Source organism: Alkalicoccus urumqiensis (genome assembly GCF_002993335.1).
Classification (GTDB): domain Bacteria; phylum Bacillota; class Bacilli; order Bacillales; family Salisediminibacteriaceae; genus Alkalicoccus; species Alkalicoccus urumqiensis.
This window is the reverse complement of record NZ_PVNS01000008.1, coordinates 164,398-188,665: the sequence shown is the minus strand read 5'-3', so window position 1 is coordinate 188,665 and position 24,268 is coordinate 164,398. Positions and strand designations below refer to the sequence as shown.

Sequence of the window (24,268 nt, the reverse complement as noted above, 5' to 3'; positions counted from 1 at the left end):
GCTTTCGCTGCATCAGACGGAATCTGGCTTAGATTCCAAATTGAAATTGAACAGAGAATGTGTCATTCTCTTTCCTTCACTTTTGTCTTTTGTTTAGTTTTCAAAGGGCTTTTCGTTTCCGCCGCTCAATTTGGCGACTTTATTAATATATCACGATAGCAACTTAAGGTCAACAACTTTTTTATTGTTTTTCTTCCGCCGCTTCGTCTGCCGCCGCTGTCTCTCTCGGCGACGTTTATTAATATAGCATGGTTCTCAGATTCATTGCAACAGGTAAATCCAAAAAAACAAAAGAAGTTTTTCCTGCGGTAAAAATTCATTCATCATTCTATTCCGCAATAACGCACCTAGCGGTTAATCCTCTGCTTCTGGAACACGTTTCGCTTTGTATAATCTATGCTGAATGCCCCTCCCTTTCGTCTCTTTCAGGATAACCCTCAGCACCCCCCTCTGGACGAGGTATTCCAGCAGCAGTGTAATATCGAGTGAATAATCGTGGAACGATACCCGCTCTTTTAAATCCTCTACACTCCATGCTTCTTCGGCTTCTTCCATAATAGAGAGAAGATGAGCACTGCCAAGCTTCACTTTTGTCGTCATTTCAAATTCATTTGCCAGGAGCAGCAGCTCGAGGCGCTTTTCAAGCGGCTCTCTTCCGCTGGTCAGCTCTGAGTAAAGTTTGTGAATCTCCGGCTCCAGGCGCTTGACCTGTTCCCAAACCGTTACTTCCGGGTAATAGCCTTTTTCAATGACGGCGAGTCTCGCGAGGTGATGAAGGGCATGTACAATTTGATTATAGGCATCCAGATAGTGGCCTGAAGCAAAAAGGGAGCGTCCATCTGCATACCTGCGGACCAGCCGTGAAAATTCCATGCCGATTTTCGTCTGCCTTTTCTCTTCAGGAAACGTATTTAAGTGCCGGCGGTAATTTTTCATGAATTCATCCCGGTCATATACAACTCTGCCACGGACCATCCATTCCACAGCCCGCCGGTTTGTACCGTGTGTCAGCCATTCATCGATCTGTTCTGTTGCGACGATGTGAACAGCCGCGGTTACACCATCCGCTTCATAATGTTTTATTTCCCATTGTCTGCGGCCATTTTCTTTTATAATAAGGATAACAGCATCAAAATAATCGGTGGAAACATCATCATGTCCCCGCCTTTCCATTGTAACTACCGCAGCTGTATCTGCATCACCGGTCTTATCCTGATAAAGCGCCCGCATCATTTCTTCCATGTTATCACCCTCCTGGTTCAAACTTCCGCTTCCCCTTTATAAAGTTCGACGCAGGTCTGTTAATTCCTTTATAGAAAAAACCGGATTCACATTTTGAGGCCTCTGTAACTGTCACGAATTCCTCATCTCTATGGATTCCCGGACAGGTAACGCTTATGCTATACTACGAAAAGAAAGGCGTGAAGCATATGCTCAATTTCACCAGTAAAATTAACAAAATACGGACATTTGCCCTCGTATTGATTTTTGGCGGTATCATTATTATGTATCTCGGGTTGTTTTTCCGGAATCAGCCGATTATTATGACGCTGTTTATGCTGCTTGGCTTTTTGGCGATAATAGCAAGTACCGTTATTTATTTCTGGATCGGCATGCTGTCATCCAAGGCAGTCAAGGTCAACTGTCCGGAATGCGGCCTGCAGACCAAAATGCTCGGGCGTGTGGATGCCTGCATGCACTGCAACGAACCACTTACGCTGGACCCTGATCTTGAAGGGAAAGAATTTAATCAGGCGTATAACAGCAAGAAGAAGGACACCTCATCCAATAGTTAACGCACAATAGTCAAATGAAAATCTGGAATTGAACAGAAAGCGGGCGCTCCGAATATAGGAGCGCCCGCTTTCTGCTGGGTAAAGAAACAGGGTTTCCTTTCTTTAATAAGTACCGTGCCTGGAAATGGCCTTTACCGCTTTTCTCAAAAAAACTCTCCGCCATCCCGGAGAGGCGGAGAGACATTTTCTAATGTGCCTGTGCTTTGATACAGTCCGGACAGGTTCCGTACACTTCCATGCGGTGGGAGCGGACACGGAATCCGGCAACATGTTCAGCCAGCGTTTCCACTTCATCCAGACCCGGATAATGAAAATCGACAATCTTGCCGCAGGAGTCACAGATAACATGGTAATGATCCGATGTGTTGCTGTCGAAGCGGCTGGACGAATCCCCATAAGTCAGTTCACGCACCAGACCGGCGTCTTTAAAAACACGGAGGTTATTATACACGGTAGCAACACTCATATTCGGGAACTTATCCTCCAGTGCTTTATAAATATCATCTGCCGTGGGATGACTCTCGCAGTTAAATAAGAATTCCAAAATAGCATGACGCTGAGGAGTCATTCTCACTTTTGTACTTTTTAAAGACTGAAGTGCTTCCCGCAGCTCTGTATTCTCCATCGTTTTCACCTCTCTCTGCATGACGGATTCATAGTACATCTAAAGAAAGCAATCCTTTTACATGAAATAGAGATTACTTAATAAGAATGGTTACAATCAGTATATCGGATCATTTCCGGAAGTGTCAATCAGAAACCCTCTGAGAAGCCAGGAGCGGCGCGGCATTTTCTGCCGGCAGAAGAAATGAGATGTACCGATGGGGGAGATCTTTCGGTTTCCCTTTCTCATCCTCCATCTCCAGGCAGATCGTCTGCAGCTTCTTGAAAACATCCGGAGCATCGGCTTCCTCGATTCCGATAAGAAATGTTGTACTCCCTTTCCGGAAAAAGCTTCCGCTGCTTGAAAGCTCCGTCATGCGGTAGCCGGCTTCATTCAATCCATCTTCAACAGCATCACGGTAGGGCGGCTGCACGATACATACCATTAATTTCATTAGAATCTCTCCCTCCTGTTAATAGCCTTTTTCCGGGTCAACGGGATTAATGAACGACGTGCTTCCACTAAGGTATTTCGTTAAATTATCCGCAAACATCCGGCACGCACGGGGAAGATATTCCGGTGAAATCCCCGACAAATGAGGAGTTACCGTTACATGGGGATGCTCCCAGAATGGGGAGGATGCCGGGAGCGGCTCCTCCTGAAAAACATCCAGCACAGCGTGGGCGGGTCTTCCCTGCTCCAGGGCATTCAGCAGAGCTTTTTCATCGACTGCGTTTCCCCTGCCGATATTGATAAAAACAGCCGTTGGTTTCATGGACTGAAAGATCCGGTCTGTGAAAAAATGATCCGTTTCCGGCATTTTAGGAAGGACCGAGACGATGAAATCGGCTTCCCTGCAGGCTTCTTCCAGCCCGCCGGCCGCAGCTGTCTCATCGAAATGGGGAGCAGGGCTTCCGGTCCGGTTTATACCGATTGTACGCATATGAAATGCTTTTCCGAGCCTTGCAGTCTCAGAAGCAATCGCTCCTGTCCCTGCAGTCAGAAGCGTTTTCCCGCGGAGCTCTGTCATCACCGGAGACCGGTCCCAGGCGGCATTGTCCTGCTGCTTCATCAGGACAGGCATCTGTCTGGATACATGAAGCATCATGTGAAACGTATATTCTGCCATCGGATTTCCGTGGATCCCCCGGGCATTCGTTACAAGAATATCCCGCTCCTTTATGGACTGGAACGGCATTTTATCCATTCCTGCAGAAATAATATTGATCCACTTCAGTGATGCTGCCATCGTTATATGCTCTTCGTCGACATCTTCACCAAAGGTCAGGAGAACCTCTGCTTCGGGGAGATCCTGCTCTGCCTCCTTCATGGAAGGATGAAAACGGAAATCCACCTCCGGAAATTCTTCTTCTAATTCTTTCGTTCGTTCGCTTGAAAGTCCTGCACTGGAAACCACAATCATAACGGCAACTCCTTCAACCAATCTATGTGATGCAGCAGCTCAGCCGCTGCATGGTTCGTTATTCTTCGTCAAGATCGAGACTGAATTGAAACTGGGAGGTATTCGTTGTTTCAGCGCGCCAGTTTACAAGCGCCCTCGCTTCAATATGATTCGTCTGACTGCAGACAGAGCATGGTTCAGAGTAATCAATGACGCCATCGAAAGACTCTGTCTCCAGATCCTGAAAATAAAAACTGACAGCAGAACTGTCGACGAAAAATTCCACAGCTTCGATTTCCTCTACGTCGATTTCATCGGATGCTTCCAGCCGCAGACCTATCTCGTATTCCCCGCCTTCTTCCATGACGTACAGCGAAGCATCCCAGAAGCTGTTCGATGCGCTGCTGCTGTAGTCCGGGCGGAACGGTCCTTCGTATTCATCCTGAAACAGGAACAGGGCAGCGCCGATAACAGCGGCGATAATAATAAACGGAATAAACTGTTTCACAGTGACCCCCACCCTTCTCCTTCTATAGTAGCAGAGAATCCATGAAAAATCAGTTCCCCCCTTTCACTGCGCGGATAATTTTTTCTTTTCGCGTGTTTCACTGCGTTCCGGGCTTCCTGATGCAGGTTCTGACACTCTCTCTGCTACAATACTAGTATCAGGAGGTGGCTGCTTTTGAAATTTATTTGGACGGCTGTGCTTTTACTGCTCACAGCCTGCACAGGCGGAACCGAGACCGCAAGAATTGCCGGAGAAGCAGACGCATTCGGACGCGTGATCCTTCTCATCGAGGACAACTATGCCGGTACCGGGTTCAGTGCTCATATCAATCGGCACCCCGTTGATTCCTACGAAGCTGAAGCATACATTCTGCCGCGGGACAACATAGACTCTTCGCGCCTGTATCCGAACCAGCGCGTACAGGTTACAAAGGATACAGGACAGGGAATAATGCTCGAAAGAGACCGTCACCTCGCACACGATGACCGTTTTCTGCCCGTTATTCATACAGAGGCCGAAGCGCTGCCCTATACCGAATCGGATCTGCTCCATTATTTCCGTCCGGTCGAATCCCACCACTGGCTCTTCATCACAGCTGACACGCTTCCAGCCGGCCTCCTGGCAGAAATGTTTGATTTCCTGCCGGATGGCTACCGCCTGCAGACACACACACCTGCGCCGGAAATGGCATCGTTTTTAGACAGTGCCTACTACCTGCTTGATTCAGAGGGGACGCTTATAGAATCCTCCTCTCCTGAAAAAATCCTCCAGGCACTTGAGGAAGGCGTCTAGTAAAACAACGTTACGGAAAGGACACCTCCGATGAAAAAGATAATCGTATGTACGGTTCTGCTTCTCGCGGGATGCAGTCCGGAGCAGCAGAACCACACCGAAACAGCGGGGCAGGCGATGCCCTTCTTCTCCCCTGCGGAAAACATTCTCCCCGTTTTTCTTGAAGACACACTCGGGGATACACTCACGTTTCTTCACGGCGATAAAATCAGACAGACTGAATCGTATGAAGCAGCCAGTGTTCAGCTGTTCCTTTCCGATACAACAGCACTCCTGCCGGAAAATCTTGCTTCAGAGGTGAGCAGCCCGGATCTGGAGGACATTATTTTCCCATCGCAGCGGGTATCCTTCGTAGCTGAAGAAATGGGAGAACTGGTCATGCGGAACGTATCACTTGAAAACCTCTCCACCATGTCCGCTTTTTCCCCGGTAATCGAACCGGAAACTGTCACGATCGAGCCGCTGACAGAAGAGGATCTCATCCGCTTTTTCAGCCCGCCGGAAGGTCAGAAACTGTTCCTAGGTATCATAGGGGAGGAATATTACCAGTCCGGAAGCCGCAGCAGCCTTCTTTCTGAAGTTACCCGCCTCCGGGGTGAGCGGCGGCTTCATTTGTCTCCGCGCGAATATGCTGCTTCCACATTCGACTCTCCTCCACTCGTCACCGAGATCGAGAGAGACTGGGAAAACCCGACGTTTTTCGTCATCGACAGACAGTCACGGATTCATTGGTCCACAGATCAGGAGGAGGTGCTGGAATGGCTCATCGACGCAGGAGTGAACGATGGATTCTGGGAGCGGCCGCTCTCTTCCTCCTAAACGGCTGCACAGACAACGACACGACGACGCTTGAAGGAAGATACATGTTCACCCTGGATACTGATGGCCGCTTTCAATTATTCGTCCAGGATACCTACACCGGCACTTCCTACCGGTACCTGCAGGATTTGTACTATGAGCTGCCGGACGATTATGAAGTGGAATCGTATGTTGTGCAGCTATCAGAAGACACTACCTTTTTTAATGAAGGCAGCAGCTCCGAAGGATTTGAGGAATTTCCATTCCACCTCCCCAACCAGCGGGTGGAAATCGAAGTCGTTGCAGAGAACCTGCCTGTTGTAACAGAGAGGGAGACACCGGTAACAAATGATTCCAGACTGCTTCCGGTGGTGGAAGCTGAATCGATCACCACCTCCCCCTACACGTCAGAAGATTTCCTGGAAGTTCATACGCCGGTCGAGGACAACCACTATATGCTGTTTTTATTTGACGAATCGTTCAACCGGGAATACTTGAACATCCTTCAGGAGTTTGCATCCCAGATTGGAGAGCGGTATGATACGTACCTGGATGTCATCTACCATCAGCCTGAATACTTTGAAACCTATATGGATATCGACGAGAAACCATCCTTTCTCCTCCTGGATGACAGCGGGGAGGCACTCAGGACGGCAGACTGGCAGGAAGTGATAGACTGGTTTCAGCAGGAAACAGCGGTCTCGTTTCCAAGAGAAGGGGACCGCGCATGGTACGATGTATTATATGAATAGTCCCCTGGTGCTGAGCCGGAGGAAAAATTATTATTTAGAAAGGCGGCATCATTTATGAACCGGCAGACGTCTGAAACATACTACAGCGAGGCAAAAGAAGTCATTCTCGGCGGGGTTAACAGCCCGTCCAGAGCATACAAAGGAGTTGGCGGCGGCACCCCTGTTTTTATGGAGACCGGAAGCGGCGCCTACCTGAAGGATGTCGACGGAAATACATACATTGATTACCTGGCAGCCTATGGCCCGATCATTACCGGACACGCCCATCCTCATATCACGGAAGCGATTCAGCAGGCAGCGGCTGACGCCGTCCTTCTTGGTACGCCGACAAAATACGAGAATACGTTCGCGGCCATGCTGCAGGAGGCCATCCCATCGCTCGAGCGGGTACGCTTTGTCAATTCGGGCACGGAAGCAGTGATGACGACGATCCGGGTCGCCCGTGCATACACCGGCCGGAATAAAATCATCAAATTTGCAGGCTGCTACCACGGACACAGCGACCTTGTTCTTGTCGCCGCCGGTTCCGGACCTTCCACTACCGGGAACCCGGACTCCGCCGGTGTGACCAAAAACATCGCTTCGGAAGTCATTACCGTTCCGTTTAACGATACCCACGCATTAAAAGAAGCATTGGATCACTTCGGGGAAGAAACTGCTGCAGTTATGGTGGAGCCGATCGTCGGAAACTTCGGTATGGTGGAGCCGGAGCCCGGCTTTCTGGAGGAAGTGAACGATCTGGCACACGCAGCCGGTTCCCTGGTTATCTATGATGAAGTCATTACCGCTTTCCGGTTTATGTACGGCGGAGCACAGAACATGCTCGGCGTCACGCCGGACCTTACTGCCATGGGAAAAATCATCGGCGGCGGACTGCCGATCGGCGCTTACGGCGGACGCAGAGATATTATGGAAGAAGTATCTCCTATGGGGCCTGCCTATCAGGCCGGAACGATGGCAGGCAATCCAGCTTCCATCCGATCCGGTATCGCCTGCCTGGAAGTGCTGCAGGGTAACGGTATTTATGAAAAAATGGATCTTCTCGGCCAGCGGCTTCAGGAAGGAATAGAACAGGCTGCTGCTGACTATCAGATACCGGCACACGTGCAGCGGGTATGCGGCGCGCTGACAGTCTATTTCGGTGTAGACAGCGTCAAAAACTTCGCGGATGCAGAATCATCCGATACAGCGATGTTTGCATCGTTCTTTCATCAGATGCTGGATAAAGGAGTTCATCTTGCTCCGTCTAAATTTGAAGCGTGGTTTTTAACAACGGAACATACTGAAAAGGAAATCGATCAGACCATTGAAGCTGTAAGAGAAGTCTTTGAAAATGGGCTCAGCACCGCTTGAATTCCTTTCTTTTGAGGTGTATCATACATCAACAGCACCCTTTTCCAGAAGCATAGGAAAGGAAAACATGAAGAGCAGCATTATTTCTGCTTCTCTCTTCAATTACGTTACGAAAGGAACATACTCAAAGATGAGGCTCGGTGCCCGAATATTTAAAACCGGACTTGCTGTGACGCTTGCACTTTACGTGGCGATGTGGCTTCAGTTTCCGACAACACAGTTTGCCGCACTGGCTGCTTTTTTTGCCGTCCAGCCGTCCGTTCATAAAAGCATGACACTGATCTGGGATCAGGTGCAGGCTAATATCATCAGTGCGGTACTTGCCATTACGTTTGTTACCGCCTTCGGCTCAGAACCATTCGTGATCGGTGTGGTCGTGCTGCTGATTATTGCTATTCACATCAAATGGAAGAAGGAAAACATTATTCCACTGGCGGTCGTGACAGCGATAATCATTATGGGAAGTCCAACGGATGACTTTTACAATTTCGCAGCAGACCGTTTTCTGCTCATTATCGTCGGCGTATTTTCCGCCTTCCTTGTGAACATGATGTTTTTACCGCCAAAACATGAAAATCAGCTCTATCACAAGTTATCTGCCATCAACGAAGAAATCATTCAATGGATCCGCCTGCTGCTTCACCATGAAGTTGATTACCAGACACTAAAGCAGGACCAGGAAAAAATCCGCACGTCTATCGTGAAACTGGAGACAATGTTCGATCTTTACAAAGAAGAGCGGAGCATTTTCCGGCGCAGCGAATATTCCCGCATGCGGAAGATTGTTCTTTTCCGGCAGATGATACGCACGACAAGAAAAGCGGAAGATATCCTTAAAAGCCTGGCAAGAAACGACCACGTTACCCATCAGCTGCCGGCGGTCGTGGAAGAAACACTCCGTGCCCAGCTCGATGAATTTACGAGCTATCATGAACGAATCATGCTGAAATACATGGGAAAAGTGAAACCGCAGGCAGGCGATGACTACGACAATGAAATTGCACAGCGCAGGCGGGATCTCGTGAAAACGTTTATGACTCACCAGACAAGTGATGAGCTGGACTATGATGAATGGATGCACTTTTTCCCGGTTATCGCGCTCATTCTGGAATACGCGGAAGAGCTGGAGCATCTCGACACACTCGTAGACGGCTTTTTCACGTACCATACGGAAAACAACGAAGTCGAAGTCAGCGACCGTGAACTTTAAAGCTCCAGGCACCAGCGGAAAACAAGCCTTGGATCCAAAAAAGCGTGCACTCCCTTTACGTGGAGCGCACGCTTTTACTATACCGGCGTCCGAAACCGGGTGAATCAAGTTTCTCGTCCTATTCTTTTCTGGAGAGCGCAAGTGCCTGCTTCACGCTCTTTTTAAACGAAAACCTGCCGTACAGGAGCACGCCGCCTTTGTAGACACGGGCTGCAAGAAGGTTGATCAGCACTACACTGAGAACCAGCAGGACTATGATAATTCCGATTTCCCACCCCGGTACGGTTCCCATACCAATGCGCAGGAACAGCAGCTGCGGTGTAAAGAAAGGAACGTAGCTCAACACACGGAAAACCGTTAATTCCGGCGCGTTTAACGCCATAATGGAGAGAAAGAAAGCAATCATCGCCAGAAAAATGAGCGGTTGAATTGCCTGGTTTACTTCCTCTGCCCGGCTTACCAGTGCGCCGAGCATGGCAGCAACCCCTCCGTACAGGAAGTACCCGAGTGCAATAAACAGCAGCGCGTAGCCGAGCAGCGATACATCCAGGATGTCATTTACAATAAAACGGAGCATCTCTTCACTGCTCATCCACAGCCCCACAACAGCTGCACCTCCAAGAATCAACAAATTCAGCGCCCCGGCAGCACCGATGCCGAAAAGCTTCCCGAACATCTGTGTTACCGGATTAATGCTGGAAACGATCAGTTCCATTACACGGGAGGATTTCTCTGTGGCCACTTCGGTCGCAATCATGGACCCGAATGTAATGACGAGAAGGTAAATAATAAATACCAGCGCATAAACCATCCAATAGGAACCGGATCCTGCCTCTTCCGGCGCTGCTCCTCCGTCATCGGTAAACGACTGCGTGGAAACCTGCACCGGTGCCTGAAGGAGCGCCAGCTGCGCTTCGGACAAATCCGCTTCTTCGGCGGCTGCCTGATCCTTGACCTGCTGCAGCTGTGCCTGAACGTCCATTTCTACAGCTGGGGGAGCGTCATACAATACAGCTTCCATGGATTCGAGCGGCCCGGACAGGACGATGACTGTTTCGCCGTCCGTGTAGGTCTCTTCCGCTTCCCCGGGATCAGTATCTGCTGCTTCGTATGTAATCTGGTCTGTATCCTGAAACTGCTCTGCCAGAGCAAATTCCGTATCATCCAATATCACAGCTTCCATGACAGCTTCTTCTCCGTCAGAGAACATATCAATGATGTTTGGAATATTTAACAGCGCAATGATGAGGAAAGCCATGATCCCGGTGGAAATAGCAAATGCTTTCGTGCGGACACGCTTGGAGGCGGTATGGCTGAATGTCGTCCAGAAATTATTCATGTTCATTTCCTCCTGCCTTGTCGATAAATATATCATGGAGCGACGGTTCCTCCACGGCAAAATGACGCAGATAACCGTCCGCAGATGCCTGATAGAACACGTCTTTTACTGCCTCTTCCCCGTTCACTTGAACGACGGTTTCCAGTTTGTTTGACGACACAGATAAAATGCTTCCCGGTGTTTCGGTAATAGAAAAATCATGGTCCGCCCGGATCCGTATGTTTTTCATACTGTAGCTGCGCTTAATATCATTCAAATGACCTTCCAGCACGACTCTGCCTTCCTTGAGCATCAGAATCTCTTCACAGAGCTCTTCCACATTGCGCATCTGATGACTGGAGAAAACGATCGTCGTTCCGTTTTTCTGGATGGAGAGCACCGCCTCTTTCAGCATGTCGGCGTTGACCGGATCGAGTCCGCTGAACGGCTCATCCAGTATGAGAAGCTCCGGCCGGTGGAGCACCGCTGCCATGAACTGAATTTTCTGCTGGTTTCCTTTGGACAGTTCCTCCACTTTTTTATTCTCGTATTCCTCTACTTGAAACCGCTCCAGCCAGGACCTCATTTCTTTGATCGTATCCTGACGCTTCATGCCGTTCAGCCGCATTAAATACACGAGCTGGTCTTTTACCGTGAGCTTTGGAAACAGCCCCCGCTCCTCCGGCAGGTAACCGATCAAGTGAGTCCGGTCATACCCGATACGCCTCCCGTTCCATTCGGCTGTACCGGACGTTGGATCCAGGAGACCGAGAATCATACGGAACGTAGTCGTTTTTCCGGCTCCGTTGGCTCCGAGCATCCCGAACATGGAACCGGGGGCGACTTCAGCATTAATCCCGCCCACTGCCGTATGGCTGCCAAATGTTTTTTCCAGCGACTCCAGCTTTAATGTCATACCGTTTTCCTCCTTTGATGCTGCAGGTAGAGATCGAGCGCCTCGCCGATCGAAAGGTTCTGAATGTGCTCTGCTCCACTGTTGTTCTCCTGAAGTTCCTCCAGCAGTTGCGTCAGGGAAAACGTCACTCCCTGGACCAGCTGCCCTTGTCTTTTCTGCTCTACGAATAACGTGCTTCTTTGGTTTCCACTTTCCTCTTTCAGCCAGACAAATGCCGCTTCCTGCATAAGTGAATCTTTCTCCACACCGGGAAGAACGGTGCCGTCCAGCACTGGGTATATATAATCTCCGAGATCCTGAATATCGCCTGCCTGGTGGGATGTATACACGATGGAACGGCTCTCATCTTCTTCAAGCCAGTCAATACAGGCTTCTTTTAATTTCTGCTGGCCCGGGAAATCGACACCAGCGAACGGCTCATCCATGACAAGCAGGCTTGTATTCCGGGATAAAGCCAGTGCGCAGCCTGCAAGTTTCTGCTTTCCACCGGATAATTGATCCAGCGGCTTGTTCAGTTCAAGCCCAAAAGATTCAATAAAATGTGTGAAGTGCCCTTCACTCCAGTCGCTGCAGACGATCTGATGGAGTTCCGCTGCCTGACGGAGTGTCGTTTTTTGATAGGCAGTCATCTCCTGAGGGACGTAGGCTGTCTGTTCTTTCCATTCCAGCTCCGTAAGCGCGCCGTTTTCCGTTTCGTAAACCGTTTCCCCGGGATGCACCATCGCCATCAGTGACCGGAGCAGCATCGTTTTCCCGGCACTGTTTTCGCCAATCAGCACGTACACCCGGCCGGGCAGTATACTCATTTCTGCTGCAGCATGCTTATTTATGCCTTTCCAGTTTTTAATCTTCACCGGAATCTCCCCTTTCCATAATGTCCGTCAGCCATTCCTTTACGTCTCCGGAAGAAAAGCCGAAAGCCTCCGCGTGATTCCAGGCGTCCGTTAAACGCCTCCGCACTTCTTCTTTACGAACCTCCGTATAATCGACAGAGGCAGCCTCAGCCACGAAGGTTCCCTTCCCCTGATACGTCTGGATTAAGCCGTTCTGTTCCAGGTTCTGATACGCCCTTCGCGTCGTAATGACACTGCATTTTAAATCTGCTGCCAGCTTGCGGACGGAAGGAAGTTTCTCGCCGGGAGGCAGTGTTCCCGTTTCTATCATCTCTTTTATAGCATTCTCCACCTGATCATAAATCGGGGCACGGCTCGTCTGATCGATATGGATCGGAAGCATAGCACCCCTCCTAAACGGTATAATTCGTTTTTTTCATATAGTGGCGCATATACTGAACCCAGCCGAAATTGCTGCAGGTGGAAGCGGAAAGGAGCAGGATGGTCAGAAGGAGCGGTTGGGAGCTGGATGCAGCGAGAAACCATTCCCAGATAAACCGCCCGCCGCTTATGAAAAAAACGGCAAGGGACAAGATGATAAGCCCGGCAAAAACACCGAAACAAAACAAGACAATTTTCAGCATAGACATTTTATCTCCAGGCTCTGAAGCCGGTGCCATGCCGGCAAAAACGCTGCACGCGATCATCCAGTGGACGGCGAACCAGAGCGGATTTTCCGGAAGGAGCACACCTGTCATCCAGCTGAATAGATACAGCAGTACGAGAAAACAGAGCTGCATCATGACCATCCACCACGCACTCATCAGCATGCGCGAGACGATCTGCACATTCTCCGGAACCGGAAGCGGACGCCACTGCAGAAATAGAGGTGCTGCATACAGCTGCGATTTCACTTCACGTACGAAAAATGCGTACCCCCTGGGTGCATAAACACCTAAACTTAACAGCACAATGAAAATAAAATCATTCATCACCGTCAGCGGCTGTGGCTCTCCCATCCGCATGGGGAGAACCAGTACAGCAAAGTAGGCAAGACCTGCTGCATACAGCAGCAGAAGCAAGTAATGGTGCAGCTTCGTCCACCGCCATTCATATTTCATTAATTTCCAGGTTATGCGCCAATCCAAATCGATCACCTCTAACTGTATATGTTTATATACACAGTAGCACACTGTGTATATCCGTTCAAGCCTGATTCTGGAAACTTTTTGAATGGTCGGAGTAGAGCCGTCAAATAAACCAGGCAGAAACCGCCTGGTTTTAAAAGAAAAGTGAGGTCTGTTGAATAGGTACCCGTTTTCTGCCTGCACCTGCAGCCGTACGCGTTCCGGAGGGAATCTGAAAAGCGGAAGCGCCCTGATCACGAGCGACCAGTCCTGGAAGCCCTGCCGACGAAAGCTGATCTTCGCTTTCGTCGGCAGGGTTGAAGGAACCTCGAGCGAGCGGGCGCTGGAGCTGGACATTGCTTCGATTGAAGAAGCATGGCTCCGCACGGCCGCGCCGCAGGCCAGAAGTTCGCTGCCCTGCGGCTCAAACCATAGGCCGGCTCCGCTCATGCGCTGCAGCCGTACAAACAGCGCCCGGCTGGAAGACAAGCCCACGGCAAGCTTCTGCCGAAAAGCGGAGAAGCTCCATTAACAAAAACAAACGGCACATAGAACAGAACGTTGAAATACTATAACCCTTGGCATCCCGGCTCGGAAGAGGCTTCGAACTTTCTTGTCCTTCAAAAAAAACGGCCCGCTGTCTGCCTTCGACTGCGGGACGCTTTTCATATGATTTTATCTGCTCAGCCGAGCTCCTGCATAGAGAAAAGCTGTGCATATTTCCCATCCTGATGCATCAATTCTAAATGATTTCCGGTTTCCCGGACGCGGCCGTTTTCCATCACGATGATCTTGTCTGCATGGGTGACGGTGGACAGCCTGTGCGCCACGATAAATGTCGTCCGGTCTTTCGCAAGACGCTCTACAGAATCCTGAATCAGGCGCTCGCTTTCCAGATCAAGCGCACTCGTGGCTTCATCAAAAATGAGAATCTGCGGGTCTTTCAAAAACACTCTGGCAATGGCAAGGCGCTGCTTCTGACCGCCTGAGAGCTTCACGCCGCGTTCGCCGATTTTTGTATGATAACCTTCGGGAAGCGACTGGATGAAGTCGTGCGCATTGGCAGCTTTTGCCGCTTCAATAACTTCTTCTTCCGATGCCTCCGGGTGCCCCATCCGAATATTGAACAGGATCGAATCACTGAAAATAATGTTATCCTGCAGCACCATTCCGATTTCCTGACGCAGACTGTGCACATCATAGTCCCGGACATCGCGCCCATCAATACGGATCACTCCCTCATCCACATCGTAAAATCTAGGAATCAGGCTCATTACCGTACTTTTTCCTCCGCCGCTCATGCCGACGAATGCGACCGTTTCCCCGCGCTCCGCCCGGAAACTGACGTCATGAAGGACCTCCTCCTCCTCGTAGGAGAAAGAAACACGGTCGAAAATGACCTCGCCCGATGCATTTGTATAAGGAAGCGCATCTTTTTTGTTCGTAATATCGTATTTCTCATCAATCAGTTCAAACATCCGGTCCATGGAAGCGATGGACTGCACGAGCTGCGTCGATGAGTTGACGAGTCGGCGCAGCGGTGCATAGAGACGCTCCATGTAGGTCGCAAAGGCAACCATCGTGCCGACTGTCAGATCCGCCTGCAGAACCAGAACGGCGGCGGCAAAAATAACGAGGAGCGGAGCTGTATCCGTGATCGTATTGACAACAGCAAACGTCTTGGCATTCCAGCGTGTATGATCGACAGCCCTGTCAAGAAAGTTTTCATTCTGCTGGTCGAACTGCTTCTGCTCGTGATTTTCCAGCGCGAAGCTTTTAATGACGCTGATGCCCTGGAGCCGTTCATGAAGGTGTCCCTGCACATCTGCAAGTGCCTGCGAGCGCCGTCGCGTTAAATCCCGGAGTCTGCCGTAGAAATACTTTACCGCGAATCCAAACAGCGGCAGCAGTGCGACGGCAACGAGTGTAAGCAGCGGATCCAGCGTCAGCATGATGATAATGGCCACGATAATGGTGAACATATCGAGCCAGATGTTCATCATCCCGGTCATAATGAAGTTTTTCGTCTGCTCCACATCGTTTATTACCCGGGAAATAACTTCCCCGCTTTTACGGTTCGCATAAAATGTCAAACTTAACTTCTGCAGGTGTGTGAACAGCTGCTCCCGTATATCATATAAAATTTTATTACCTGTCCACTGTGCGAAATACTGCCGGTAATACTCGATCGGCGGGCGGAAAACGACAAACAGAATGAGCGCACCGCCCATCAGCCAGTACAATGTCTCCATCTGCTCCGAGGTGGACATATTTTCAGCGCCGATAATATCGTCGATGACATACTTCAAAATGAGCGGAATCAGCAGCGGGATACCGAATTTCAGCATCCCGATCAGAACGGTAATAATGATTTCCTTCCAATAAGGACGAATAAATACCATATATCTTTTGATGCTTTCCAATGTGAACCTCCTTTCCGTACGAAAAATCAGGTTTACTGCAACAGGAAAGACCTGCCGTTTGGAAAGCCCGGCAGGCCCTTCATTTCTGTTTATCGGTGATGCAGAAACCGCTCGTACCAGTATTCAATAAAGCCTGGTTCAAACGGTCCCTTCTGTGAGCTGATCCAGGAAACCAGCTCATCCACAGCGCGCTGGAGAATTGTCTCCACTTCCGGAGGATAATTCATTTCTTTTTTATGAAGCTGAAATTCATCCTCATCCAGCAGTTTGTACGTCATATCAGGAAACACCTTAATATCCAGATCATAATCGATATATTTCAGCGCTTCTGAATCATAGGTAAAAGGTGTGCCGAGATTACAGTAGTAATAAATACCATCATCACGAATCATTCCAATGACATTAAACCAGCTGTGTGCCGTGAAATAGCAGATGGCAGGCTCCCTCGTCCGCCAGTGCCGTCCGTCTGATTCCTGCACGAGAATACGGTCATTTCCGCCGATCACTTCCTGTGTCGTGCCTTTTAAAATAACCGTTTCCTCCCAGACGCGGTGAAGGGTACCATCGTGCTTGTAGCTCTGCACTTCAATTGTACTTCCTACCGTCGGAAATTCCACAAACAGTTCCTCCTGTTACATTTCCGCCGGCTTCCGGTGCGTCACCATCCTGTCTCCAGGGTCAAGATACAAATCCATCGGGGGTTTTTCCTTTAAATAATGCTGCAGCTTGAAATAGCTGACCTTTCCGCTCCTCGCGCCATCCATCGTCGGATAGTTCCCCGTTTCGAGAAAATATTGATCGACGGCTATCTGCGCATAGTCAAGCATTTTCACAAGCTCCTGCTCTTCAGCAACTTCAAATGTTTCCTTGGACATATAAAAGGGTCTGTCGGGTATGCCGCCGAGATGCGGTGCCAGAAGCTCCGGATCCAGACTGTTGTCCTGACGTATCAGGGACCGGAGCGAAATCCGCTGATCTGCCTGTCTGGCAAATGCGTTCACCGCCTGCCGGATATCATCCTGACTGCAGGAAATGACTTCCCACGCCGGTTCTTCCCCGGCAGCCTTTCGTTTTTTACGAAACATTCGTTTCCCCCTCTCTGAATCACACACAGAGGCCGGCGTTTATTCATACTATACGTTGTCTCCTTTCCAGTATACTATGAATAAACAAAAATGACACGGAATGAGGGAAATCGATTACGCGAGCAGTGAAATTCCTCCGTCAACGACGATTGTCTGTCCACGGATCATAAACGCATCCTCTGATACGAGGAAACGAACAGCTGCTGCGAGATCTTTCGGCTCTGTGATCCGGCCGGCGGGCGTTCGTGACGAAGCATCCTCCAGAAGCTCGTCCCGGTTTGGAAAATGCGTCAGCGCATCTGTGTCCACTGCGCCCCCGGATACCGCATTCACCCGGATTCCGCGCGGAGCCAGTTCTACAGCAAGATACCGCGTCAAAGCTTCCACCGCTGCTTTGGACACGCCTACGGTCGTATAGTTCGGCAGATACCGCCCGGCTCCGAGAGAACTCAGGCTTACGACGGCTCCGCCGTCTGTCATCCGTTTTGCTGCTTCCTGTGCGCAGAACAAAGCCGCTTTCGCGTTTGTATTCATCGTCCAGTCCCAGTGGCTCTCTTCTACTTCCATCACCGGCCGGAGAACACCGGACGCGGCGTTGTTCACCAGCACATCGAGCCTCCCTGCTTTCTCATCAATTTCAGCAAACATGTCCTGTACTTTCTCCTGCTTGGACACATTCGCCCGCACCGTCATCGCATCGACTCCGAGCTCCCGGATCTCTTCTGCAGTTTCTTCTGCCTTCGTCCGGCTCCGCGCATAATTAATGACAATCTGATATCCTTCACGCGCCAGAGTCAGTGCAATTTCACGGCCGATTCCGCGGCTGCTGCCGGTGATCAGGGCCGTTTTCGTATTTGGATCCATTCTTTTCCCCTCATTTCTATGTGAAGTTCGTACGCTTATTCCTATTATCCACCCAGAAACAGCGCCCCATAAAGAAGGGCACCGAGAATGACCCACACTGGATGCACGCTCCGCTTCTCCAGCAGGTAAAAGGAGACCCCTGCAATCAGCACCGTATGCAGTGCACCGCTTCCTTCATACGCTGTTTCCAGAAAGCGGATCGTCATCGCTCCTAAGAGGACAGCGATCGTCGGACGGACCGCGGCGGACAGCTGTTTTACTTTCGGAGAATCTCTGAATTTCATCAGAAGGCCGACCAGCGCAATCATCAGAATTAAAGACGGGGCAATCGTTGCCGTCAGTGCAGCGATCATTCCCGGTATACCCGCTTCTGCATAGCCGATGTAGCCGGCCATTTTCGTTGCAATCGGACCGGGAAGCGCGTTGCCGAGCGCCAGCACTTCACCAAACTCCTCCACTGTCATCCAATTGTAGCGGTGGACCACTTCATATTCAATCAGTGGAATGGTAGCCGGTCCTCCGCCATAGCCGAGAATGCCGGGAAGAAAAAACGCAAGAAACAATTCCCAGTAAATAATCATGTGCGGCTCCTCCTTCCAAGAACAATAAGGATTAAAGCCGCGATTAGAAACGCTGGATGAAGACCGAGCCATTCAATCAGAACGGCGGAAACGACAGCCAGTCCGGCTGCCGCTGTCCCCCCCATCGACACGGAGGCTTTCTTCAAAAAGCTCCATGTAAGAACGCCAAGCATGACAGCCACGACCGGAAGAACACCCTGCGTCATGCCCTGCACCCAGCTGTATTCCCGGAACGAGGCAAGCGACACGAGCAGAATAACCATGAGAATGACTGTCGGGACGACAGAAGCAGCGATAGCATTCGCCATCCCCAGTGCTCCTGCTTTCCTCCAGCCGATGTAGCCGGCCATTTTCGTTGCAATTGGGCCGGGAAGCGTGTTCCCGATAGCCAGTATATCCGCAAATTCTTCTTCATCCATCCACTGGTACGTATCCACCGCTTCTTTTTGAATTAAAGGAATGGAGGCCGGTCCCCCGCCGTAGCCGAGCATTCCCACGCGGAAAAACCCGGCGAACAGCTGCCGCTGCAGCTTCTTTCCGTCAGTAGGCTGCGATCGTGCCATCCGTTCTTGCCTCCGTTCCTCCTGCCAGCACACCGGTTTCCGGATTGCGCCAGATAATCTGCCCTCTGCCGAAGCTGCCGGAATCATGGGTGACCGATACGTGATGTCCTCTTGCCGCCAGCTGCTGAACGAGTGCGTTCGGCACAGCCTGTTCCAGGAGGACGTTTTTCCCTCCGGTCCACTGCCAACGCGGAGCATCCAGCGCCTGCTGCGGATTCAGCCCAAAATCAAGTGTATTCATGATCACCTGCATATGTCCCTGAGGCTGCATAAAGCCGCCCATGACACCGAACGGTCCGACAGCACTGCCGTCTTTCATTAAGAAGCCGGGAATTATCGTGTGATACGGACGCTTCCCGGGCCTCAGCGCATTGACATGATCCGGGTCCATATGGAAATTGTGCCCCCGATTTTGAAGAGCGATGCCGGTTCCAGGGACAACAACACCGGAACCGAAGCCCATGTAGTTGCTCTGAATAAAGGAAACCATATTTCCTTCGCTGTCGGCGCAGGCTAGATAGACCGTGCCTGAGGCGGACGGATCCCCGGCTTCCGGCTCCTGCGCTGTTTCTTTTATTCCTTCTCTCCGGGAATCTGCATAGGAGGGATCAAGAAGTGATTCCACCGATACGTTCATGTCTGAACGCTCTGTAATCTGCTTTTCCCCATCAGCAAACGCCCGTTTCATCGCTTCGATCTGATAGTGCCACGTGTGATCCGACTCTCTGGAAGTAAACGCGTCGTTTCTCAGCATATTCAGCCCCATAAGCGCGATCATTCCTTGTCCGTTCGGTGGGATCTCGTATACATCGTACCCTTTATAGGAAACAGAAACGGGATCCACCCACTCCGGCTCAAACCCTTCGAGGTCTTCCCGGCGGATAAAGCCGTCATATTTTTTCGAACAGGCATCCATTTTATCTGCAAGTGCCCCTTCATAAAAGGATCGGGCGCCGGTTTTGCCGATTTCCTCCAGTGTATCGGCATGATCCGGTGAGCGCCAGAGTTCCCCGGCCTCAGGAGCTTTCCCATCCGGCGTAAAGACCCGGAACCACTCATCAAATACTTCCCCTTTAAACCGGGAGCGGAACGCTTCTGCACCGCGCTTCCAAAACGAAGCGAGCACCGGGCTTACAGGAAACCCGTCTCTGGCGTAACGGACCGCCGGCTCCATTAATTTTTCAAATGGAAGCTTTCCGAATCGTTTAGAAAGCGCTGCCCAGGAGGCGGGAGTACCCGGAACGGTAACCGGCGTCAGTCCGAATACCGGCATTTCTTCTCCGTCCTTCTCCTTAACTTTTTCAATGGAGATCGAGGCAGGGGCCGGACCGCTTCCATTCAGTCCGTACAGCTTATCCTTAATCCAGACGATCGCAAAGGCGTCGCTTCCGATACCATTGGAAGTCGGCTCCACTACCGTCAGTGCCGCTGCCGTTGCAATGGCCGCATCGACGGCGTTGCCACCCTGCTTCAGCATATCCAGGCCCGCCTGCGCCGCCATTGGCTGGGACGTGGCGACCATGCCGTTTTTACCGTATGTAACTGTCCGTTTTGATCCATAAGGGTAGTGCTCTGCAGTAGGTGTGTACATAATATCCTCCTTCATCCTAATAACGCATCGTGATATATTATCACGTTTCCCGCCGGGAGTGGTCCGGGTGGAGCGATAATCTGCCAGACTTTTTTCTTACCGGCGGGAGTAATGTTCCTGAAGTTAAAAGTTCGAACGGGACTGGCCTCCGTCGACGTTCAATGTCGCTCCGGAGACCCAGCCGGCTCTCGGCGAAGCGAGAAACACGACGACGTCCGCAATTTCCTCGACTGTACCGAAACGGCCGGCCGGAATTTCCTGTTCCACAAATGCATGGATTTTTTCTGGATTTTCATCCAGGCGCCGCTGCCAGTTGCCGCTCGGGTGGAGAATCGATCCCGGTGCCACGCCATTGACGCGGATACCATCTTTAATAAGCTCGTCGCCGAGGGATTTGGTCATTGAAATCATCGCTGCTTTTGCGCTGTTATAGGACGGCTTTCCGCCTGCCTCCCGTCCGAAGATAGAGGAAATATTGATAATTGCACTTCCTTCATTCATCCCGGATGCGGCAAGCTGTGCCAGATGCAGCGCAGAGAAATAGTTCAGTTCCATTGCCTCCTTGAACGAGGAAAGCGGCGTTTCCATTGTCTCCCCGCCTGCAGAACCTCCGGCATTGTTAATCAGTATATCCAGCTCTCCGAATGTTTTACGTACATTCTCAATCAGAGCGGTACGCTGGCTTTCATTCGTTATGTCTGACTCCAGACAGAGAAATTCGGGATGCAGCTGCTGTACATGATCCAGCGCTTCTTTGCCTCTTGCAGCGACTGCGACCCGCGCTCCTTCCTTTTCAAATGCTTCGGCAATACCAAGGCCGATTCCTTTCGATCCGCCGGTGACAAGCACGGTTTTTCCTTTCAACTGTAAATCCATGTTCATCCTCCTCTAATGTCAGTCGGAAGCGCCGGGCGTCGTTTTCCCCGGGTGTCCGTCTTTTTATCGATCTGAACTGCTGCTTTGTACTTCTTCTCTAATCTTCTGATGGGAGACCGGAAATGCTGCTTCGTCCATCTGCGCTTCCGTCATCCACGCCTGTCTTTCCTCCGGACTACTGATGGATCCTTCAGCTTTGTAGACGTCAATTTCCCAGACAAGGTGGGAAAACACGTGCCGGATATGGGCGACGTACGTCAGGTTCCGCACCGTTCCGTCTCTCTGTTTCGCGTAGTTGGTCCACATAGCTTCGGGTTCCCCATCGGCGAGCATCGGAAACTGCCACAGGTTGGCAAGAAGCCCTTTTTCCGGCCGTTTTTCCACGAGTACCGCATCCTCCGAGCTGAGGACGAGCGACTGGAGGTGGACGGTTTTAGGTGCTTTTTTCTTTGGTTTGACAGGAAGAAGCTCCTGAACCCCCTCAGCTGATGCCCGGCAGTGATCCGCGACAGGGCAGAGCAGGCACCCCGGGCTTGTCGGTGTACAGATGACCGCACCAAGTTCCATGAGGGCCTGATTAAACGAGGAAGGGTCCTCTTCTGAGATAATATCGCGGATAATCTCTTCGAACATTTTACGTGTGGATGCTTTCGTAATATCATCGTACATGGAGAAAAGCCGGGAGAGGACGCGCATGACATTTCCGTCTACTGCAGGCGCCGGCACCTGATAGGCAATGGATAATACCGCCCCGGCTGTATATGGCCCCACTCCTTTCAGCTGGTGGATTTCCTTTTCGGAATCCGGCACCCGCCCGCCGTAATGGGACTGAACTTCTTTAACCGCTGCATGAAGATTTCTGGCCCGGGAATAATAACCGAGTCCTTCCCACGCTTTCAGCACTTTTTCCTCCGGGGCCTCTGCCAGGGCCTGAAGGGTGGGAAAATCGTTCATAAACCGTTCATAATAAGGGATAACTGTATCTACTTTCGTCTGCTGGAGCATAATTTCCGATACCCAGATGCGGTACGGATCGTTCTCTCTGCGCCAGGGGAGATCTCTCTTTTCGGACCTGTACCATGCCAGCAGATCCTGTTGAAATTGATTCGTATCAAATAATTGCAATGTGAAAACACCTCTTTTGATTCTATGGAAAAAGGGGTAAACTATCAGTACCAACGCCTGCAATGTGATGGAGGGAAGCGTATGGATTCTGCAACGCATGTCGTCATGGGCATTGCTGTCGGCGGACTCGCAGCACTTGATCCGGTCGTTTCCGGAGATCCTGCGATGACGCAGGCAGTCATGGTGGGTGCGATCGTCGGCTCCCAGGCCCCTGACTTTGATACCGTTTTAAAACTCCGCAACAATGCTGTTTATATCCGCAACCACCGTGGAGCCACCCACTCCATTCCATTCTGGTTTATCTGGCCGACCGTACTCACGCTTCTCCTGATGATGCTGATGCCTGTGCCGGATCCATGGCATTTATGGATGTGGACGTTTTTCGCTGTGTTTCTTCACGTGTATGTAGATATATTCAATGCCTATGGAACGAAAGCATTCGCTCCGATATACAATAAATGGCTGGCGCTCGGGGTCATCAACATCTTTGATCCGTTCATTTTTATTGCCCACATCACAGCGATTATCTTCTGGCGGTTCGGCACGCCGCCCGGGTGGACATTTCTTGTGCTCTATATCATCGTTATTTTTTATTACCTCTGGCGGATTCACGCCCAGCGGCAGATCCACCGGCAGATGCTTTCCGCCCATCCGGAGGCAACCCACATTCTTACGTCACCGACATTCCGGTGGTCCCGGTGGCACATCGTGGTCCGGACCGCGCGTAAAATGTATGTAGCAGAGGCGAACCGGCGGGGCATCCGCTATTTTGAAACATATCCTTTTGAACCGATCCCGGACGACAGGGTAATCAATGCTGCAAGAAACGATGATAACCTGAAAGCATTTCTTTCGTTTTCTCCAGCCTACCGCTGGGAAGTGTCGATTGAAAAGCACGGCTATTCCGTCAAATTTGTCGACCTGCGCTACCGGAGCAAAGGCTATTATCCCTTTGTTGCCATCGTGCGTCTGGATGAAGATCTGAACGTACTGAGTTCCTACACAGGCTGGATTTACAATACGAATACGCTGCGGCGGAAATTAACCTACGCCTGAGCAGAAGAGCCGTAACGCTCCTTCCGGATGATTCCGGAGGGAGCGTTTTTTCTCCGCTCAGCAGTATATTTTTTACTGAAAGAACTGCTTATGCTCGAACCACTTTTTATACTGAGGGTGGGTTTGTGCAAGCTCATGCAGCCTCGGTCCGTAATGCTGAATCCACTGCTCCACAATCCGCTCCGTCATTTCTTTTCCCTGGTATTCCCGCCCTGCTTTCGCGCGTGTCGCTTCGAAGTCTTCCCATAAAAGCTCCACCCATGTGCGGGCATCCATGTAGGATAGTTGATCATTTTTTTCCAGAAGCATCTCTGTCAGCCGCTTGATCTGCTCTTCCATGTCTTCTGCCTCCTTTCCTTAATCCATGCGCTCGCCGAGCACGGAAATCGGCACTGCCTCCAGCTTGGAGCCGCCGTTCCGGTAGCCCCAGGCGAAAACACCATTCATATAGCTGATTTCAAATGGTTCACCGGGACTGTCCCGGATGACATACGTTTCTTTCGGCTTGAACGAATCCGGGTCAAGAAGGTACGCCTCTGCCATGACCCGCTTCCGCTCATGAACCGCGTATTCATTGATCATTCCTTTGGCTTCCGCCTTCTGTGCGAGAACACGAAGTTCTTTTATCTCCTGTTCCAGTTCCCCTTTTGTCATGCTGCTGTACTGTTGTGTCATAGAAGAATCCCTCCTCTTCT

General features: G+C 50.8%; 29 protein-coding genes. 8 read left to right on the top strand and 21 right to left on the bottom strand.

Annotated features, from left to right (window positions below; translation table 11 throughout):
* Positions 1-354: 354 nt before the first annotated feature.
* Positions 355-1,242 carry a nucleotidyltransferase-like protein gene (locus C6I21_RS10090; RefSeq protein WP_105959335.1) on the bottom strand — a complete coding sequence of 296 codons (888 nt, stop codon included), beginning with the start codon at positions 1,240-1,242 and terminating at the stop codon, positions 355-357.
* A 188-nt stretch (positions 1,243-1,430) separates the two neighbouring features.
* Here C6I21_RS10090 and C6I21_RS10085 point away from each other — a divergent pair, with 188 nt between their 5' ends.
* A complete protein-coding gene (locus C6I21_RS10085; protein ID WP_105959353.1) occupies positions 1,431-1,796 on the top strand; it encodes a YgzB family protein in 366 nt (121 codons plus the stop codon).
* Between the two features lie 187 nt (positions 1,797-1,983).
* On the opposite strand, the gene perR is transcribed toward C6I21_RS10085, so the two are convergent.
* From perR to C6I21_RS10065, 4 genes are all read right to left on the bottom strand, one after another.
* Positions 1,984-2,421 (bottom strand): peroxide-responsive transcriptional repressor PerR, encoded by a 438-nt coding sequence (gene perR / locus C6I21_RS10080; protein WP_105959352.1) that lies wholly within the window; start codon positions 2,419-2,421, stop codon positions 1,984-1,986.
* Between the two features lie 124 nt (positions 2,422-2,545).
* On the bottom strand, positions 2,546-2,854 hold the full coding sequence (locus C6I21_RS10075; protein WP_105959334.1) for a cyclic-di-AMP receptor: 309 nt from the start codon (positions 2,852-2,854) through the stop codon (positions 2,546-2,548).
* A gap of 18 nt (positions 2,855-2,872) precedes the next feature.
* Positions 2,873-3,823, bottom strand: a complete 951-nt coding sequence (locus C6I21_RS10070) for a D-2-hydroxyacid dehydrogenase (protein ID WP_105959333.1) — start codon at positions 3,821-3,823, stop codon at positions 2,873-2,875.
* A gap of 58 nt (positions 3,824-3,881) precedes the next feature.
* A complete protein-coding gene (locus tag C6I21_RS10065; RefSeq protein WP_142393254.1) occupies positions 3,882-4,310 on the bottom strand; it encodes a hypothetical protein in 429 nt (142 codons plus the stop codon).
* Positions 4,311-4,484: 174 nt separating this feature from the next.
* On the opposite strand from C6I21_RS10065, the gene C6I21_RS10060 reads away from it, so the two are divergent.
* The 5 genes from C6I21_RS10060 (at position 4,485) to C6I21_RS10040 (ending at position 9,215) form a co-directional block, all read left to right on the top strand.
* Positions 4,485-5,102 carry a hypothetical protein gene (locus tag C6I21_RS10060; RefSeq protein WP_105959331.1) on the top strand — a complete coding sequence of 206 codons (618 nt, stop codon included), beginning with the start codon at positions 4,485-4,487 and terminating at the stop codon, positions 5,100-5,102.
* A 30-nt stretch (positions 5,103-5,132) separates the two neighbouring features.
* Positions 5,133-5,921, top strand: a complete 789-nt coding sequence (locus C6I21_RS10055; RefSeq protein ID WP_105959330.1) for a hypothetical protein — start codon at positions 5,133-5,135, stop codon at positions 5,919-5,921.
* Entirely contained in the window at positions 5,861-6,652 is a 792-nt protein-coding gene (locus tag C6I21_RS10050) for a hypothetical protein (RefSeq protein WP_142393253.1), read from the top strand. Before C6I21_RS10055 ends, C6I21_RS10050 begins: the two co-directional genes overlap by 61 nt.
* Before the next feature lie 54 nt (positions 6,653-6,706).
* Positions 6,707-8,005, top strand: a complete 1,299-nt coding sequence (locus C6I21_RS10045) for a glutamate-1-semialdehyde 2,1-aminomutase (protein WP_105959328.1) — start codon at positions 6,707-6,709, stop codon at positions 8,003-8,005.
* Between the two features lie 67 nt (positions 8,006-8,072).
* The gene (locus C6I21_RS10040; RefSeq protein ID WP_245411598.1) at positions 8,073-9,215 is read left to right on the top strand and encodes an FUSC family protein; all 1,143 of its coding nucleotides are present in this window, start codon (positions 8,073-8,075) and stop codon (positions 9,213-9,215) included.
* A gap of 118 nt (positions 9,216-9,333) precedes the next feature.
* On the opposite strand, the gene C6I21_RS10035 is transcribed toward C6I21_RS10040, so the two are convergent.
* The 5 genes from C6I21_RS10035 to C6I21_RS16205 are packed head-to-tail and all read right to left on the bottom strand — an operon-like array spanning position 9,334 to position 13,403.
* A complete protein-coding gene (locus C6I21_RS10035; protein WP_105959327.1) occupies positions 9,334-10,554 on the bottom strand; it encodes an ABC transporter permease in 1,221 nt (406 codons plus the stop codon).
* Positions 10,547-11,449 (bottom strand): ABC transporter ATP-binding protein, encoded by a 903-nt coding sequence (locus tag C6I21_RS10030; protein ID WP_105959326.1) that lies wholly within the window; start codon positions 11,447-11,449, stop codon positions 10,547-10,549. Before C6I21_RS10030 ends, C6I21_RS10035 begins: the two co-directional genes overlap by 8 nt.
* Positions 11,446-12,303 (bottom strand): ATP-binding cassette domain-containing protein, encoded by an 858-nt coding sequence (locus tag C6I21_RS10025; RefSeq protein ID WP_105959325.1) that lies wholly within the window; start codon positions 12,301-12,303, stop codon positions 11,446-11,448. The genes C6I21_RS10030 and C6I21_RS10025 overlap by 4 nt, the downstream gene beginning before the upstream one ends.
* On the bottom strand, positions 12,293-12,685 hold the full coding sequence (locus tag C6I21_RS10020) for a GntR family transcriptional regulator (RefSeq protein ID WP_105959324.1): 393 nt from the start codon (positions 12,683-12,685) through the stop codon (positions 12,293-12,295). Before C6I21_RS10020 ends, C6I21_RS10025 begins: the two co-directional genes overlap by 11 nt.
* Positions 12,686-12,695: 10 nt before the next feature.
* Positions 12,696-13,403: a hypothetical protein gene (locus tag C6I21_RS16205; protein ID WP_181186207.1), complete on the bottom strand. Its 708-nt coding sequence runs from the start codon at positions 13,401-13,403 to the stop codon at positions 12,696-12,698.
* A 181-nt stretch (positions 13,404-13,584) separates the two neighbouring features.
* Between C6I21_RS16205 and C6I21_RS16200 the strand changes: the two genes are divergently transcribed.
* Complete coding sequence (locus tag C6I21_RS16200) at positions 13,585-13,941, top strand: hypothetical protein (protein ID WP_142393251.1); 357 nt, start codon at positions 13,585-13,587, stop codon at positions 13,939-13,941.
* 151 nt (positions 13,942-14,092) lie between these two features.
* On the opposite strand, the gene C6I21_RS10010 is transcribed toward C6I21_RS16200, so the two are convergent.
* The 9 genes from C6I21_RS10010 to mutY all read right to left on the bottom strand — a co-directional run bounded on the left by C6I21_RS10010 (position 14,093) and on the right by mutY (position 22,517).
* Positions 14,093-15,832: an ABC transporter ATP-binding protein gene (locus tag C6I21_RS10010; protein ID WP_105959322.1), complete on the bottom strand. Its 1,740-nt coding sequence runs from the start codon at positions 15,830-15,832 to the stop codon at positions 14,093-14,095.
* 89 nt (positions 15,833-15,921) lie between these two features.
* Positions 15,922-16,449: a nucleoside tri-diphosphate phosphatase gene (gene ntdP, locus C6I21_RS10005; RefSeq protein ID WP_105959321.1), complete on the bottom strand. Its 528-nt coding sequence runs from the start codon at positions 16,447-16,449 to the stop codon at positions 15,922-15,924.
* A gap of 15 nt (positions 16,450-16,464) precedes the next feature.
* Positions 16,465-16,917 carry a DUF3939 domain-containing protein gene (locus C6I21_RS10000; protein ID WP_105959320.1) on the bottom strand — a complete coding sequence of 151 codons (453 nt, stop codon included), beginning with the start codon at positions 16,915-16,917 and terminating at the stop codon, positions 16,465-16,467.
* 114 nt (positions 16,918-17,031) lie between these two features.
* Positions 17,032-17,781 carry an enoyl-[acyl-carrier-protein] reductase FabL gene (gene fabL / locus C6I21_RS09995; protein ID WP_105959319.1) on the bottom strand — a complete coding sequence of 250 codons (750 nt, stop codon included), beginning with the start codon at positions 17,779-17,781 and terminating at the stop codon, positions 17,032-17,034.
* A gap of 44 nt (positions 17,782-17,825) precedes the next feature.
* Complete coding sequence (locus C6I21_RS09990) at positions 17,826-18,359, bottom strand: chromate transporter (protein WP_105959350.1); 534 nt, start codon at positions 18,357-18,359, stop codon at positions 17,826-17,828.
* A complete protein-coding gene (locus C6I21_RS09985) occupies positions 18,359-18,925 on the bottom strand; it encodes a chromate transporter (RefSeq protein WP_105959318.1) in 567 nt (188 codons plus the stop codon). Before C6I21_RS09985 ends, C6I21_RS09990 begins: the two co-directional genes overlap by 1 nt.
* Entirely contained in the window at positions 18,903-20,531 is a 1,629-nt protein-coding gene (locus C6I21_RS09980; protein WP_245411597.1) for a gamma-glutamyltransferase family protein, read from the bottom strand. The genes C6I21_RS09985 and C6I21_RS09980 overlap by 23 nt, the downstream gene beginning before the upstream one ends.
* Before the next feature lie 108 nt (positions 20,532-20,639).
* Positions 20,640-21,392: an SDR family NAD(P)-dependent oxidoreductase gene (locus tag C6I21_RS09975; RefSeq protein WP_105959316.1), complete on the bottom strand. Its 753-nt coding sequence runs from the start codon at positions 21,390-21,392 to the stop codon at positions 20,640-20,642.
* Positions 21,393-21,455: 63 nt separating this feature from the next.
* Entirely contained in the window at positions 21,456-22,517 is a 1,062-nt protein-coding gene (mutY, locus tag C6I21_RS09970; protein WP_245411596.1) for an A/G-specific adenine glycosylase, read from the bottom strand.
* 81 nt (positions 22,518-22,598) lie between these two features.
* Between mutY and C6I21_RS09965 the strand changes: the two genes are divergently transcribed.
* Positions 22,599-23,573, top strand: a complete 975-nt coding sequence (locus C6I21_RS09965; RefSeq protein WP_105959314.1) for a metal-dependent hydrolase — start codon at positions 22,599-22,601, stop codon at positions 23,571-23,573.
* 72 nt (positions 23,574-23,645) lie between these two features.
* Here C6I21_RS09965 and C6I21_RS09960 read toward each other — a convergent pair whose 3' ends face one another.
* A complete protein-coding gene (locus tag C6I21_RS09960) occupies positions 23,646-23,912 on the bottom strand; it encodes a YfhJ family protein (RefSeq protein WP_105959313.1) in 267 nt (88 codons plus the stop codon).
* Between the two features lie 18 nt (positions 23,913-23,930).
* Entirely contained in the window at positions 23,931-24,248 is a 318-nt protein-coding gene (locus C6I21_RS09955; RefSeq protein WP_105959312.1) for a YfhH family protein, read from the bottom strand.
* Positions 24,249-24,268 lie beyond the last annotated feature (20 nt).